This is a genomic window from Caballeronia sp. AZ10_KS36, assembly GCF_023631105.1.
Taxonomy (GTDB): domain Bacteria; phylum Pseudomonadota; class Gammaproteobacteria; order Burkholderiales; family Burkholderiaceae; genus Caballeronia.
This window is the reverse complement of sequence record NZ_JALQDQ010000018.1, coordinates 397,271-411,561: the sequence shown is the minus strand read 5'-3', so window position 1 is coordinate 411,561 and position 14,291 is coordinate 397,271. Positions and strand designations below refer to the sequence as shown.

13 protein-coding genes are annotated in these 14,291 nt (G+C 63.4%); 7 read left to right on the top strand and 6 right to left on the bottom strand.

The genetic code is table 11. The features are described from left to right. Positions 1–11: 11 nt before the first annotated feature. Both NCR35_RS12075 and NCR35_RS12070 read left to right on the top strand, forming a co-directional pair. Positions 12–827: an ABC transporter permease gene (locus NCR35_RS12075; RefSeq protein WP_244847093.1), complete on the top strand. Its 816-nt coding sequence runs from the start codon at positions 12–14 to the stop codon at positions 825–827. 3 nt (positions 828–830) lie between these two features. Further along, positions 831–1,544, top strand: coding sequence for an ABC transporter ATP-binding protein (locus NCR35_RS12070; protein WP_244847092.1), 714 nt, complete (start codon positions 831–833; stop codon positions 1,542–1,544). Between the two features lie 156 nt (positions 1,545–1,700). Here the strand turns inward: NCR35_RS12070 and NCR35_RS12065 are convergent, their stop codons facing one another. From NCR35_RS12065 to NCR35_RS12055, 3 genes are all read right to left on the bottom strand, one after another. Next, positions 1,701–3,326 carry a hypothetical protein gene (locus tag NCR35_RS12065; RefSeq protein ID WP_250534520.1) on the bottom strand — a complete coding sequence of 542 codons (1,626 nt, stop codon included), beginning with the start codon at positions 3,324–3,326 and terminating at the stop codon, positions 1,701–1,703. A gap of 69 nt (positions 3,327–3,395) precedes the next feature. Then, on the bottom strand, positions 3,396–3,788 hold the full coding sequence (locus NCR35_RS12060) for a GtrA family protein (protein ID WP_244847090.1): 393 nt from the start codon (positions 3,786–3,788) through the stop codon (positions 3,396–3,398). Continuing rightward, entirely contained in the window at positions 3,781–4,734 is a 954-nt protein-coding gene (locus NCR35_RS12055) for a glycosyltransferase family 2 protein (protein ID WP_250534722.1), read from the bottom strand. The genes NCR35_RS12060 and NCR35_RS12055 overlap by 8 nt, the downstream gene beginning before the upstream one ends. A 70-nt stretch (positions 4,735–4,804) precedes the next feature. Here NCR35_RS12055 and NCR35_RS12050 point away from each other — a divergent pair, with 70 nt between their 5' ends. From NCR35_RS12050 to NCR35_RS12030, 5 genes are all read left to right on the top strand, one after another. Continuing rightward, the gene (locus NCR35_RS12050) at positions 4,805–6,433 is read left to right on the top strand and encodes a DUF2142 domain-containing protein (protein ID WP_250534519.1); all 1,629 of its coding nucleotides are present in this window, start codon (positions 4,805–4,807) and stop codon (positions 6,431–6,433) included. Positions 6,434–6,671: 238 nt separating this feature from the next. Continuing rightward, positions 6,672–7,514: a glycosyltransferase family 2 protein gene (locus NCR35_RS12045; protein ID WP_502801668.1), complete on the top strand. Its 843-nt coding sequence runs from the start codon at positions 6,672–6,674 to the stop codon at positions 7,512–7,514. After that, positions 7,511–8,461: a UDP-glucose 4-epimerase family protein gene (locus NCR35_RS12040; RefSeq protein WP_250534517.1), complete on the top strand. Its 951-nt coding sequence runs from the start codon at positions 7,511–7,513 to the stop codon at positions 8,459–8,461. The genes NCR35_RS12045 and NCR35_RS12040 overlap by 4 nt, the downstream gene beginning before the upstream one ends. 123 nt (positions 8,462–8,584) lie before the next feature. Then, on the top strand, positions 8,585–9,634 hold the full coding sequence (locus tag NCR35_RS12035; RefSeq protein WP_250534516.1) for an MraY family glycosyltransferase: 1,050 nt from the start codon (positions 8,585–8,587) through the stop codon (positions 9,632–9,634). Further along, complete coding sequence (locus NCR35_RS12030) at positions 9,631–11,517, top strand: polysaccharide biosynthesis protein (protein ID WP_250534515.1); 1,887 nt, start codon at positions 9,631–9,633, stop codon at positions 11,515–11,517. The genes NCR35_RS12035 and NCR35_RS12030 overlap by 4 nt, the downstream gene beginning before the upstream one ends. 38 nt (positions 11,518–11,555) lie before the next feature. Here NCR35_RS12030 and NCR35_RS12025 read toward each other — a convergent pair whose 3' ends face one another. From NCR35_RS12025 to NCR35_RS12015, 3 genes are all read right to left on the bottom strand, one after another. Then, entirely contained in the window at positions 11,556–12,479 is a 924-nt protein-coding gene (locus NCR35_RS12025) for a LysR family transcriptional regulator (RefSeq protein ID WP_250534514.1), read from the bottom strand. 96 nt (positions 12,480–12,575) lie between these two features. Next, the gene (locus NCR35_RS12020) at positions 12,576–13,163 is read right to left on the bottom strand and encodes a phosphatase PAP2 family protein (protein WP_250534513.1); all 588 of its coding nucleotides are present in this window, start codon (positions 13,161–13,163) and stop codon (positions 12,576–12,578) included. 39 nt (positions 13,164–13,202) lie between these two features. Further along, a complete protein-coding gene (locus tag NCR35_RS12015; RefSeq protein WP_250534512.1) occupies positions 13,203–14,285 on the bottom strand; it encodes a GlxA family transcriptional regulator in 1,083 nt (360 codons plus the stop codon). Between the last annotated feature and the right edge of the window lie 6 nt (positions 14,286–14,291).

Here is a 14,291-nt window from a genome sequence, read left to right as displayed (position 1 = left end):
AACAGGCTCACATGCAAGACACTTCCAACATGCCGGTAGAGGGTCGAGCCTCACGCGCCCTGCGCGACCTCGTCGACGGCATCAAGGCCTTTCCCATCTGGTCGACCTTGGCTTGGCAGGACATCAGGCAACGCTATCGCCGCTCGGTCCTGGGACCATTGTGGATTACCTTGACGATGGCCGTGACGATTGCGGCAATGGGCCCGCTTTACGGTGCGCTGCTCAACTTCAGCACTGAAGATTTCGTGCCGTACCTCGCGCTCGGCATTATTACGTGGGGGCTCGTTTCCACGTTGATTCTGGAGGGATGCATCGTCTTCACGGGCGCGGACAGCATTGTGCGGTCGGTGCGTTTGCCGCTGACGTTGCATATCTTCCGCAGTGTCTACCGCAACTTTCTGTTCTTCGCTCATAACATATTGGCGTACATCCCGGTGATGCTGTATCTCAGCATCTCTCCGAAGGTCGAATGGCTGATGGCCATCCCCGGCCTGCTCCTTATTGCCATCGCCGCAGTTCCGCTTTCGCTCATTCTGGGAATCTTCTGCGCGCGTTTCAGGGATATGCAGCCGATCGTGGGGAGCGTGGTTCAACTGGCCTTCTTCCTCACGCCGATCTTCTGGAAGCCGAACGCGCTCGGGCACCGCGCCTATTTCGCCGAGTGGAACCCACTGTACATTTTTATCCAACTCGTGCGCGGACCGCTTTATGGCCCTGTGCCGGACGCGTCGTTGTACGAGGGGGCAGCGGCGTGCATCGCGGTGCTGTTCGCGATCGCCATCCCGCTGTTCATCCGTTTCCGCTCGCGCATCGCTTTCTGGATCTAAAGCATGGCCTTTCTTAGCTTAAGTAACTGCAGCCTTAACCTGCCGGTCTATGGAGCCAGCAACCGATCGCTGAAACAAATGGTTCTGTCCGCCGCCACTGGCGGACGCATCGCGGCGAATAGCCGGAAGCTCACAGTTGTCGAGGCGCTGCGGGATGTAACGCTGGAGATCAAGGCGGGCGATAGGGTCGGCCTCGTTGGCCATAATGGCGCGGGCAAGACGACGCTGTTGCGCATGCTGGCGGGCATCTACGAGCCGACGACGGGCCGGTTTTGCTCGAAGGGCCGAGTGACCAGCCTGCTCGACCTCACGCTGGGGCTGGATTACGAAGCTACCGGCTACGAGAACATCGTGCTTCGCGGTCTCATTCTGGGCGCGTCGAAGGCGGAGATGGTGCGACTGACGCCGCAAATCGCGGAGTTCTCGGAACTCGGAGATTATCTGCAGATGCCCGTTCGCACGTATTCGAGCGGGATGGTGCTGCGACTCGCGTTCGCGATCGTGACGAGCATGCATGCGGATGTGCTGCTCATGGACGAATGGCTGAGCGTCGGCGATGCATCGTTCGTCAAGAAGGCGGAAGCACATATGACCAAGTTCGTCGGTAATGCGGACATTCTGGTGCTTGCGTCCCATAACAAGGACATCATCGACGACCTCTGCAATATGATCGTCGAGATGGAGCATGGGCGGGTGAAGGACGTCCGCCGAATCTGATGTAGACGGACGCCGGGCGTCGTCCACTTTCGTGAGCGAGGCCCGGGCCGAACTGCTGCACCTGACCTTCGACGGCGGCCCAGCGAAGCGCAAAAGCCATGCGCTATTGGCGCGCCCACTCGCAATACGAAGCGTTCTAACTTTGCGAGCGGTCAACTACCGCGCACTCGCGACGCGGCACCACTGATACGGATACACGCCCGCTCCAATCCGGGCGTCGTACAGCTTGCAAGAACCGACGTCGAGCACGAAGCCATAGTCTGCGAGAGCAGTCTGCGAGTCCGCGAGCTCGCGCGAGTTTCGCGCGGAATCGTAGTCGCCTTTGTCCAGATAAGCCGGGCTCAGCGCATACACCGGTCCGCCGCGCGAACGCGCCATCGCGTGAAGCCGTTCGTCGTATGCAGGCCGCGCTTGGGGAAAAGCTGATCGGATGGTGGCGAATGCGACCGATTCGGGGAACAGGGGCACGAGCCAACCCAGCGGCGGGTCGCCGGCGGTCAGGATGACCGTCGTCCTTTCGGCAGCGGAGAGGGGAGGCAGATCGATGGAAAACATTCTGCCCGACCAACGTTCATGCCCCCACGAATGCGCGCCGCCAGCCACGACCAGCACGGAGCAGGCGATAAATGCTCGCTTGGCTAGCCTGCTCGCTCGCTCATAGGTCGTCGTCTGGCGAAGCATCAGATAGATAACGAGAGGCAGACAGAGCTCGATCGAGACAAGGTAGCGCTGAATGCTGAAGACCTTCATCCACACGACATAGCCGATTGCGACATACGCGATGACGTATCGGCCACGGGACGGCAACGGCGGACTCTCTTTGTGTCTGATCCGCCCAAGTGCGCGCGCGCCCACCCACCACCAGAAGCAAACGTAAGCCAAAGCCCATATCACTTGATGCAATCGGGCTTGTCCGACACGGCGCGGATCAAATGAAAATATGAATGGCCACGCGAGGGATTCCCACACGTTCTTAGGAAACCAGACGGTATCCACGATCGCCACCGAAGAGGTGAGCGGACTCGGAAAGATGGAACTGAACTGCGGGTAGAGCGGATTGCCGTACTGATGCCACATCTCCACGAACCAGAAGCCCCCAGTGAGCGCGAGTCCCGCCAGGACGCCCACGCCGAACAGGAACGCGGTCAACACTCGCCTTGGCAACGAGACGGGAGCGACGAGCAGTCCGACGCAGAGCGCGACTGAGAACACCGCCGTCGTCAGCTTGAGGCCGGCGCCTGCTCCGGAGACGAACCCTGCGATCACCACCATCGCCATGACGCGCATGCTGGACTGCGGCAGTCGCGGCCACGCCTTCAGCAGCATGTACAGCGCGCCGAGGCTGAAAAGCGCCGTCGTGTCGTCGCCCATGCTGTTGCCGATGCCAGACAGGAAGTTGGCCGTCAGACAGCCGGCGATCGCGAGCCAGAAGGGCGTTCGATACTTCGCAGTCTCGGGCAGATCGTCCAGCGTGAGACGGCAGATTCCGAGCAGCAGCACGAAGTTCAGACCATGCATGACCCCCATGATGAAGCCGACCAGCATCGCCGGCAGATGCATCGTCATCAGGTAATACGGCACGTCCAGCAGCGGATTGAAATAGCTCTGCATACCAGCAGGAGCCAGGTCGACCGACAGCCTTCCGTGAAGAAAGGCAAAAGCGTTGTACAGGTGATAGTTGCGCAAGTCCCAGTTGGCGTCCGCGCCTTGAGCCACGGAGAACAGGCCGAAAACCAGCGGAACGATCCAGGACGCGCGCATGAGCGATCGCGGGCTGTTCATGTCGATGCGTCGGAACCTATGCGTCCGATCGCTTGCCGTTGTCGTATCCATCGAGATGTGCAGTGCTTCTTAGGTTCTGAAGGCCCAGAACTTGGCTGCCGCGAAATTCACACACATGCCTGCAAGCGAACCGATGGCGACTGCCGTTCCCGGGCGATAAGCGCCGTCATGCAGAAAGTGCAGGGCGATCGCGTATGCGACGTAATTGACCGCGCCGCCCGCCGACATCGCGAGCAGATATTCGATCCATTCGCGCCAGGCCGAGCGTCCTGTGTCCGCCGTGAACGTAAAGCGCCGGTTGATTCGCCAGGTGACGAAGGCAGCGCAAAGGAACGAGATGACGCGTCCGAGGTGCGGCCCGGCGCCAAGGCCCAACGCCGCATAGAGCACGCCAGCGTCGACGAGAAAGCCAATGGCTCCCGCAACCCCGAAGCGAACGAACTGAGACTGCCAGTCAGTCATTGTCGATTTCACTCGGAAGCGGGGGGACGGACAGATAAGCGAGGTGCTTCATCTCATTGCGCCCCCGTGTGACGGTATCCAGCACGATGCCGCAAATAAGCAGGATGGCGCCCAGCAGCATGAGGCCGCTGCTCAGGATCACGGTAGGAATTCGCGGTACCAGCCCCGTCTCGACGAAGGTTTCGAACACCGGAATCGCGAAGCCGACCGACATCAGCGTGCAGACGACGAAGCCGGCCGTGAAGAAAGCCAGTGGCTTTTCCGACTTGAACAACCTGCCGATCATGAGCAAGATCCGCAGTCCGTCGCGATAGGTGTTGAGCTTGCTCGTCGAGCCTTCCGGGCGCGACTTGTAGTTCGTCACGATCTCTGCAACCGGCATGCGCAGGCCCAACGCATGGACCGTCAACTCGGTCTCGATCTCGAAACCCGCCGAGTGGGCAGGAAAGCTCCGGGCGAACCGCCGCGAGAAGACCCGGTAGCCCGACAGCATGTCCTTGAATGTCCGGCCGAAGATGGCAGCCGCGCATTGCGTCAGCAACACGTTGCCGAACCGGTGCCCGAGGCGATAGGCGGTTTGCTCGTCGGACAAGCGAGAGCCGACCACCATGTCGAGCCGGTTTCGAAGAAGCGTCTCGATCAGCGCGGGTGCCGCCGACGCATCGTAGGTTGCATCGCCGTCTACCATGACGTAAATGTCCGCATCGACGTCTGCGAACATCCTGCGCACGACGTTGCCCTTGCCCTGCAGCGAGACGGATATGACGCTTGCGCCCGCATTCCGTGCGACGCCGGCGGTGTCATCGCTCGAATTGTTGTCGAACACGACGATGTCCGCATGCGGCAGACTTGTTCGAAAGTCGCTCACGACGGTCGCAATCGCAGCGGCCTCGTTGTAGCAAGGAATGACGACAGCGGTGCGAAGCGATTTTGTGGATTGAAGCATAGACACTCGACATTGAGTACAAGGCTGCGGCTGGCGAACGAGGGCTGCGCCGGCGTGCGTATTGTAGTCGTTGTGGTCGGCCGCTCGACAAGGCGTGCCTGGGTATGCGGCTGACGACGCTGGCAATGCGCTGCGCTGGGCTCGACAATGCGCGCCGGCGAAGGACAGCAGCGCGCTAGAATGCCGGCCACCGGCCCTGATAGGCGGGCATGCGCGGACTCGAAGCCGCTGTGGATCCCGAACTCAATCGAACTCAACTCTCATGCCGACGGAATCCGCTTCAACGTTTCACCAGATCGCGCGGCTACCACTTGCCGTAAAGCTCTGCGCGCTATTGCTGGTCTATTCGCTGGCATCCGGGCTCTTTCTTCTGCTGGCTACTCCACCGTTTCAGACGCCGGACGCGCTCGCGCATTTCTTTCGCTCCGCGCAGATCGCAGAGGGTCATTGGTACGGACAGAGATACGACGACACATCGGGCGGGGACGTCGACGCTTCGGCTATTGCCTTTGCGAACGCGTATTCGAAGATTCCGTTTCACGCGGACGTCAAGGCGACGAATGCTCTGCGAAAGGCCACTGACGACCTCGTCTGGTCCGGGCGCATGGAAAGAGTCGGCTTTCCGAATACCGCGATCTATCCCGCGTTCGCCTACGTGCCGCAGGCTCTTGCTATCGCTGCGGGGCGCGTGGCCGGCATGCGCGTCCATAGCACATATGCGCTCGCCTGCACGGCGGGGCTCCTGTTCAGCATCGCATTGACGGCTCTGGCTGTCGCCATTTCGCGCCGCACTTCCATTCTCCTTTTCGCGACCGCGTCATTGCCGACCACGATGATGATCTATTCGTCGGTGAGCCAGGAGGTCACTGTGCTGCCGCTGTGTTTCCTCATCATCGCCGCGATGGACAGACTGATTCACGATCAGCGCCCGCTCGCCGGGAAGTATGCTGCGCTGGTTGTCGCGGCGCTCGTGGTCTGCATATCGGCGCGGCCGCCTCTTGCAGGTTTGCTCGTCATGCTGCTGCATCCGGGACTGAACATGTCCGGCCGGCCGGACAAGTATGAGTGGGGTCGCCGCCTCACCTTCATTGCGATGACGGTCGCGTTGTCGGCCTTGGCGGTGATTGCGTTCGGATACCACGCGTGGTCCGACTTCGGGCCTTCTCATTCGGTGTCGGGGCAACTCCTCTATCTTTTCCATTATCCCGGCCAAGTGTTTGCAATCGCCGCCACGACATTGAAGCTGAACGGAGTGTTCTATTTCCAGAGCTTCGTCGGCGCGCTCGGTTGGCTGGATACCTACTTTCACCGCGGTTATTACGTCGTCGCATTCGTGATGCTTTGTCTTGCGTTGGCCGCCAGTGGTCTGATTTACGATGACGCTCCGACCGGCAAGCGGGCGCTATCAGCGGTCCCGCTTCTGGCGGTGTTCGCAACGGTCTCGATGATCTTCGCTTCCCTCTACCTCGCGTGGACGGCGGTGGGGGCCCCAGTGGTGGACGGCGTGCAAGGCCGTTACTTCCTCGCGGTGTTCCCGCTGCTCGCGCTAGCCTTGCCATCGCTGCCTTCGCGGCCGACCGCGCAATCGCGGGGCCTTATGCGCTGCCGGTCGGTCATGGTGGTGTGTGTCGCGCTATTTCCGCTGTTCAGCTTCGCCTCGCTCATTCCGGTGGTCATCCAGCGCTTCTACCTTCTGTGAACTCGGTCCAACTTGGAAGGACCGTCGCCTGAGCAGGCCGGTCTCACATGACGGCGTCATTGCGTGGAAGGGGCCGATTTCTACGGTGGGCGCTTGCCGAACCCTTACCCAACAAGGTGATCGACAACGACTTCCTGCCGCACCCTCATCTGCGCGAGAATAGAACGCCGGCCGGTCCGTCGAGCGCCCGCGTGATCGGCAGGGGCAGGTTTTTGAATCTCATCAACGAAGGATGCAGTTGAACGCCGAATCCAATAAGGCCACGCCGCCCGAAGCAATAAGCGTCTCTCTCGTCGTCTATCGCCCGCACCGTCGGCTTCTCGAGCGCACGCTCCATACGCTCGGTACCGCTTTGACTCCGACGCGCGTTGCCGCGCAGGCCGGCTCTACGCCGCTCTACCTCATCAACAATGGGACAGATGAAGCGATAGACTGGTCCGCACTCGCCGGGGATGCGCGCCTCGAGATGAGCCTGATCCAAGGCCAAGGCAACGTCGGCTACGGCCGAGGCCACAACCTCGCGATCGAACGCGCATCGAGCCGTTACCACTTGATCCTGAACCCCGACATCGAACTGGACGCCGACGCGCTCACGCACGCGCTGACTTTCATGGACGCGCACCCGGAGGTCGGTCTGCTCTCGCCGCAGATCATCGAAGACGACGGCAGCCGGCAATACCTCTGCCGCCGCTACCCGACGGTTTTCGACCTCTTCATCCGCGGCTTCCTCCCACGGAGCATGCGAGCGCCATTCAAAGCGCGACTCGCGCGATACGAAATGCGCGACGTGATCGGAGACAAGGACATCGTCTGGGACCCGCCCATCGTCAGCGGCTGCTTCATGCTGTTTCGCACCGAAGTGCTGAAGAAACTCGGCGGTTTCGATCCGCGCTATTTCCTCTATTTCGAAGACTACGACCTGAGCCTGCGCACGCACGACGTCGCGCGCGTGGCCTACGTGCCGTCCGTGCGCGTGCTGCATCACGGCGGCGACGCGGCGGGCAAGGGCTGGACGCACATCAAGCTCTTCATCGCGTCGGCGTACAAGTTCTTTAGCCGCTTCGGCTGGAAATGGCTATGACCGGGCGCATCGCCGTCACGGGCGCCAACGGCTTCGTCGGCCGCGCGGTCACGCGGGCCTTGCTCGACGCGGGCAGAGAACCGCTCGGCATTGTTCGTCAGAGCGCGGGGCCGCATACCGTTCAAATAGAATCGCTCGATGCGATCACGCCCGCCGTCTTCGAAGGCTGCGATGCGGTAATTCACCTCGCCGCGCGCGTGCACGTCATGCGCGACGCCGCCGCCGATCCGCTCGCCGCGTTCCGCGCAGTCAATGTCGACGGGGCGCTCCAGACCGCCGACGCCGCCCGTCGCGCCGGCGCTACGCGCTTCGTCTTCGTGAGCAGCATCAAGGCGCTCGCGGAGTTCGACCACGGCGAGCCGCTGAAGGAAACCGACGAGCGCCGTCCGCCGGACGCGTATGGCGTCTCCAAAGCGGAAGCCGAAGTCAGGCTCCAGGAGTTCGGCGCGCGCACCGGGCTCGAAATCGTCATCGCGCGTCCGCCGCTCGTCTACGGGCCCGAGGTGCGCGCCAACTTTCTCGCGCTGATGCGGGCGATCGCGAGGGGCGTGCCGCTGCCCATCGGCGCGGTGATGGCGCAGCGAAGCCTCGTCTATGTCGATAACCTCGCGAGCGCGCTCGTCGAATGCGCGACGAATCCCCGCGCGGCCGGCCAGATTTTCCACGTGACCGACGGCGAAGATCCCGGCGTCGCCGAACTCGCGCGCCGGCTCGGGCATCATCTGAAGCGTCCGGCGCGTCTTCTGCCCGTGCCGGTCGGGCTGTTGCAGGCGGCGGGGCGGCTCACCGGCAAGACCGCGCAGGTCGAGCGGCTCACCGGCAGCTTGCGTGTCGATTCGGCGCATATCCGCGATGTGCTAGGCTGGCGCCCCTCGTACTCGCTGGAGGCGGGTCTCGCAGCCACCGCCGCGTGGTTTCTCCAGCAACGTGCGGCAGAAGGACGCTAATTCCCGCCGGGTCGCGGCGAGTTAACGTCCGGTAACAACCGATAAGTGGCGGTAACACGCGGGTCAGCGCGGAACCGGCATCATCGGCTTAGCTTAAAAAACGTACACAAGGCCAATCGGGAAATGAGTGCCTCGCTGTTTCCTTTCCTCGTGCATTCGCCGTGGACAGCAGCCGTATGGGTCGCGGCTGCGTCGCTCGGAGTCTGCGCGTCGATCCTGTTCGCGCTGCTGCGCACCGGTCTCGCGTGGCGGCTCGCCACCGATATCCCGAACGATCGTTCGCTGCACACTCGCCCGACGCCGCGTGTCGGCGGCTGGGGCATCGTGCCGGTCGCCGTCATCGCGATGCTGCTGCTCACGCCGTCGATGTGGCTCGCCGCAGTGCTCGCCGCCGCGCTCGCTGCCGTTTCGCAGATCGACGATCGCCGTGGCCTGCCTGCGCGCGTGCGTTTCGGGGCGCACGTCGCCGCCGTCGCATTGTTGATCTTGCTGAACCCGGCTCCGGTGCCGTGGTGGGCGTTGGTCGCGGTCGGTTTCCTGATGGTCTGGCTCGTCAATCTTTACAACTTCATGGACGGTTCGGATGGGCTCGCGGGCGGCATGGCGCTCATCGGCTTCGGCGGCTACGCGGTCGCGGCGCTGTCCGGCCCCGTGCCGCAGATCGATCTGGGCATCGCCAGCGCGGCCCTCGCGGGCGCGGCGGCGGGATTTCTGCTCTTCAACTTCCATCCGGCACGAATATTTCTAGGCGATTCAGGGTCGATTCCTCTAGGATTCTTCGCAGGAGCACTCGGTTATTGGGGCTGGCTGAAGGGCACGTGGCCGGTCTGGTTTCCGGCGCTCGTGTTTGCGCCGTTCATCGGCGATGCATCCGTCACGCTGCTGCGGCGCCTCGCGCGCGGGGAGCAGTTCTGGCAGGCGCATCGCGAGCATTACTATCAGCGCATGGTGCGGCTCGGCGTCGGCCACGCCCGCACCGCGCTCGCCTGGTACGCGCTGATGCTGGCGGGCGTCGTTCTGGCGAACCTGGCGCTCGCGTTTGCGCCGATGGGGCAGTGGGTCGCGGTCGCGGCCTGGGCTATCGTTCTGGTGGTGGCGGGACTCGCAGTCGATACATGCTGGCGGCGCCATGCGGCGCTGGCCTCCGAACACTCTCGAGGTAGTCGCGGATGATTCGATTCAAAGCTTCATGGCTTTCCGCAGGCGCCTTCACGTTCGACCTTTGCGCGGTCGCAGGCACCTGGCTCGCCGCTTACCTGATCCGCTTCAACGGCACGGTGCCGCATGACTTCCGGCACGGCGCGCTGGTTGCGCTGACGTGGGTGCTGCCCGTGTACGGCGTCATGTTCCGCGTCTTCGGGCTGTATCGCGGCATGTGGGTGTTCGCGAGCCTGCCTGATCTCATGCGCATTTCGAAGTCCGTGGTGGTCGGCGCGCTCGTCGTGATGATCGGCGCGGTGATGGCCCAGCCCACGCCCGTCATTCCGCGCTCGGTGCTGATCGTCGCGCCGCTGTTGTTGTTTCTGGCGATGGGCGGCGCGCGGGCGCTGTATCGCGCGGGCAAGGAGTTCTATCTGTACGGCGGGCTCGTCGGGCAGGGCAAGCCGGTGATCGTGCTGGGCGCGGGCACGGCCGGCGCGATGCTGGCGCGCGAACTTGCGCGGTCGTCGGAATGGCGTCTCGTCGGCCTGCTCGACGACGATCCCGCCAAGCAAGGCCGCGAAGTGCTCGGCCACAAGGTGCTCGGCTCGTTCAGCGACTTGTCGAAGGTCGCGGAGCAGTACAAGACCGACTACGCGATCATCGCGATTCCGTCTTCGTCCGTCGACGAGCAGCGGCGCGTCGCGACGCTCTGCGTGCGCGCGGGCGTCAAGGTGATGGTGCTGCCCGCGCTAAATCAGTTGACGCAAGGCGAGGGCGGTTTCCTCTCGCGCGTGCGGCAGATCGACCTCGAAGACCTGCTCGGCCGCGAGCCGGTGAAGATCGACATGCCGCACGTCGAGCAACTGCTGCACGGGCGCGTCGTGATGGTGACGGGCGCGGGCGGTTCGATCGGTTCGGAACTGTGCCGGCAGATTCTGCGTTTCTCGCCCGCCCAACTCGTCGCGTATGACTTGAGCGAATACGCGATGTACCGCCTGATCGAAGAGCTGCACGAGAAGTTTCCGGACTTCTCCGTGGTGCCGGTGGTCGGCGACGCGAAAGACTCACTGCTGCTCGATCAGACGATGGCGCGGTTCACGCCGCATATCGTCTTTCATGCGGCGGCCTACAAGCACGTCCCGTTGATGGAAGAGCAGAACGCATGGCAGGCCGTGCGCAACAACGTGCTCGGCACGCTGCGCGTCGCGCGCTCGGCGATCCGCCACGACGTGCGGCATTTCGTGCTCATTTCCACCGACAAGGCCGTCAACCCGACCAACGTGATGGGCGCGAGCAAGCGCCTCGCCGAGATGACGTGTCAGGCGTTGCAGCAAACCGCGCCGCGCACGCAGTTCGAGACCGTGCGCTTCGGCAACGTGCTCGGCAGCGCGGGCAGCGTGATCCCGAAGTTCCAGCAGCAGATTGCGAAGGGCGGGCCGGTGACGGTCACGCATCCGGAGATCACGCGCTTCTTCATGACGATTCCCGAAGCCGCGCAGCTCGTGTTGCAGGCGTCGAGCATGGGTCGCGGCGGCGAGATCTTCATTCTCGACATGGGGCAGCCGGTGCGCATCGTCGATCTGGCGCGCGATCTGATTCGCCTCTATGGCTATAGCGAAGAGCAGATTCGCATCGTGTTCACGGGCTTGCGCCCGGGCGAGAAGCTCTACGAAGAACTGCTCGCCGACGACGAAACCACCACGCGCACGCCGCATCCGAAGCTGCGCATCGCGCAGGCGCGGGGCGTGCCGGACGGGTTCATCGACGAACTGTTGCCGTGGCTCATGCAGCATCGCGTGCTGTCGGACGACGAAGTGCGCCGCGATCTGCGCAGATGGGTGCCGGAGTATCAGACGGCCGCCGCGCCGGTGCTGCAAAGCGTGCCGGTGACGAAGGCGAAGGCGGCGAAGTGATCGTTCGACGGCCAGGACCGCCAGGACCGCTAGGACCGCTAGGACCGTGTTTCGCTTTCCTGAAACGCCGGCAGGCGCGCGTACAGTTCCGCGACCCAGTCGATGAACACGCGCACGCGCCGCGGCTGATGCCGGTTCGCCGCATACAGCACCGACACGACGCGCGGTTGCGCCGGATAGTCCGCGAGCACGCGACGCAACGCGCCGCTTCTGAGATGCGGATCGAGCGTATAGCTCGAACTCTGGATCAGCCCGAGCCCCGACAGACCGCACGCGATATATGAATCGGCGTCGTTGACGGCGATCTTGTACTTGAGCGCGACCGCGCGCGTTTCGCCGTTCACGAGGAACTCCCAGTTCCGCACGCGCCCGGACTTGTTGAGCACATAGCCCACGGCCAGATGCCGGTCCAGGTCGTCGAGCGTCTGCGGCTCGCCGTATCGTTCGATATAACCGGGCGACGCGCACGTGATCTGCGTATAAGCGCCGATGCGCTTCGCCACGAGTCCCACATCGCCGATCGCGCCCACGCGCACGACGCAATCGACGGCTTCTTCCACCAGATCCACCTGCCGGTCCGTGAGCACGAGTTCGATGCCGATATCGGGATACGCCGCGAAGAACTCCGGCAGCGCGGGAATGATGGTGTTCTTCGCCATCACTTGCGGCAGGCTCACCTTGACGTTGCCCTTGGGACTCAGCTTCGAACGCGAGAGCGACGCCTCCATGTCGTCGACTTCGCCGAGCACGCGCACGCATCGCTCGTAATAGGCTTCGCCGTCTTCGGTGATGCTGATGCTGCGCGTCGTGCGATTGAGCAGGCGCGCGCCGAGATGCGCTTCGAGCGCCTGCAGCGTTCGCGACACGCTCGCGGGCGGCAGGCGAAGCGCGTCGGCGGCTTTCGAAAAGCTGCCCGCCTCGACCACGCGCGCGAAGACTTTCATTGCAAGGAAGCGGTCCATCCCGAGATCCCGAATCGTGAATATGAGCCTGTAATCAACAGAGGATCATACTTGGGGATCGCTCGCCGTGCGCCACGCACGGCGTGAGGCGCCGCGTCAGAGGCCGAGCCCCTTGCACAGCCACCACGAGTAATGCTCGATCAGCCGCTGAAACGGCGCGTGATGCCCGTAAGCAATGGACGACACCGCGAGCAGGCCGACGCCCGCCACGATGGCGCGCGGCATTTTGCGCGGCTGCTCGAACACGCGCACGAGCAGCATCGTCGCGATGGCCGCGCCGAGCACCCAGCCGACGACGACTTCGCTCGGCGTATGCGCGTCCTGAATGATGCGGCTCGCGCCGATCAGCGCCGCGAGGCCAAGACCGCCCGCCGCGCCCAGCCGATACCACCAGCCGCCGAGGCTGCCCGCGAGCAGTCCGCCCGCGACCGTGTAGATGGAGGCGGCGAGCATGGTGTGCCCGCTGATCATGCGGAAGTTGACCGCCGCCAGTTCCAGCCCGCAGCCCGCATACAGAATCTTCGAGAGTCCGACGAGGCCCATGCCGATGCCGAGCAGCACGGCCCAGCGCACCGCAAGGCGCATGTCCACCGAGCGCAGCCAGACCGCACAGACCAACGCGAGCGGCAGTAAAAGCGCCGCATCCCCGAGATTAGAAAAAATCCACAGTACCCGTTCTTGCATACGTATCCGTCTTAGGTATCCGTCGATGTGACGATGTTGTTATGAACTGTCCGCCTGCTTTCTGCGGCCGGCGAGCCGATATTCGGTCGGCGAAATCGAAAGGCGCTTGCGGAAAATCTTCGCGAGGCCGTCGCCGCTGCCCGCGCCGCAGCGCCGCGCGATCTTGTCCACCGGCAAGTCCGTCGCGGCGAGCAGCATGCAGCTTGCATCCAGACGCGCGCGCAGTAAGTATTCCGACGGCGTGAGCCCGATCTGCGCCTTGAAGCGCCGCAGGAAATTGCGTTCGCTCATCGCCGCGACGCGCGCCGCATCCGTGATGGAAATCGGCTTCACGTAGTTCTCGCGGATCCAGCGCGCGGCCGCGTCGATCTTCTGGCGCACGCCGACGCTGTCGCTGTCGTCGAGCACCATCGCGAGCTTCTGCCACGCGCCAGGAATGGACCGCTCCGATACTTCGCGCGCCACGGCCGCGCCGTAATCGCGCTTGACCATCGAGAGGGCCGCGGCGATCGGGCCTTTCGGATCGTCGAGCGTGAGCGTCTGCTCGGCGATGCACAGCGCATTCGATAACGCCGGCGACAGCGCCGACGACAATGCCTGCGCGCCCGGCTCTTCGTTGAAATCGAGCGATCGATTTTGCAGCGTCAAATTCGCCGCCGCAAGAATATGCGCGCCTTCGCCGATGGCCTTGATGAACGGAATCTTGGGCGCGACGCGGCCCAACTGCTTTCTCAGGAGCGCGTCCTGGCGAGCCACCCGCGCGCCCGCGCCGCCTGCGATGAAAAGCGCATCGCAGTCGTTCATCCAGCGCGCTTCGATGCTTTCGGTCCAGATGCGCATCGAGCAGCTGCTTGCAATGCTGCCCCCCATGCTTGACACGAACTGCAGCGAATAGTTCGGCGTACGCTGCGGGAAAGCGTGCGGCTCCCCACGTTCGACGCCGGCCGCGGGCAGGCGCACTTCATTCGCGAGCGAAAAGACCTCGGAGATCGAACTGACTTCGACGAGCGAGAAGTCCTCGAAGATCAGAATGCCTATCCGCTTTGCCGTGTCGGCGGACGGCGCATGACGTTCGGGCGAGCGCACCGCTTCGAGCCTGCCCGTACCACTGGCGTACATCATCGACTT

Coding starts and splice junctions, on each gene's coding strand:
- NCR35_RS12020 (WP_250534513.1), bottom strand. CDS start 13,163: ATGCAAGAACGGGTACTGTGGATTTTTTCTAATCTCGGGGATGCGGCG.
- NCR35_RS12070 (WP_244847092.1), top strand. CDS start 831: ATGGCCTTTCTTAGCTTAAGTAACTGCAGCCTTAACCTGCCGGTCTAT.
- NCR35_RS12055 (WP_250534722.1), bottom strand. CDS start 4,734: ATGCTTCAATCCACAAAATCGCTTCGCACCGCTGTCGTCATTCCTTGC.
- NCR35_RS12060 (WP_244847090.1), bottom strand. CDS start 3,788: ATGACTGACTGGCAGTCTCAGTTCGTTCGCTTCGGGGTTGCGGGAGCC.
- NCR35_RS12025 (WP_250534514.1), bottom strand. CDS start 12,479: ATGGACCGCTTCCTTGCAATGAAAGTCTTCGCGCGCGTGGTCGAGGCG.
- NCR35_RS12015 (WP_250534512.1), bottom strand. CDS start 14,285: ATGATGTACGCCAGTGGTACGGGCAGGCTCGAAGCGGTGCGCTCGCCC.
- NCR35_RS12040 (WP_250534517.1), top strand. CDS start 7,511: ATGACCGGGCGCATCGCCGTCACGGGCGCCAACGGCTTCGTCGGCCGC.
- NCR35_RS12075 (WP_244847093.1), top strand. CDS start 12: ATGCAAGACACTTCCAACATGCCGGTAGAGGGTCGAGCCTCACGCGCC.
- NCR35_RS12065 (WP_250534520.1), bottom strand. CDS start 3,326: ATGAACAGCCCGCGATCGCTCATGCGCGCGTCCTGGATCGTTCCGCTG.
- NCR35_RS12030 (WP_250534515.1), top strand. CDS start 9,631: ATGATTCGATTCAAAGCTTCATGGCTTTCCGCAGGCGCCTTCACGTTC.
- NCR35_RS12035 (WP_250534516.1), top strand. CDS start 8,585: ATGAGTGCCTCGCTGTTTCCTTTCCTCGTGCATTCGCCGTGGACAGCA.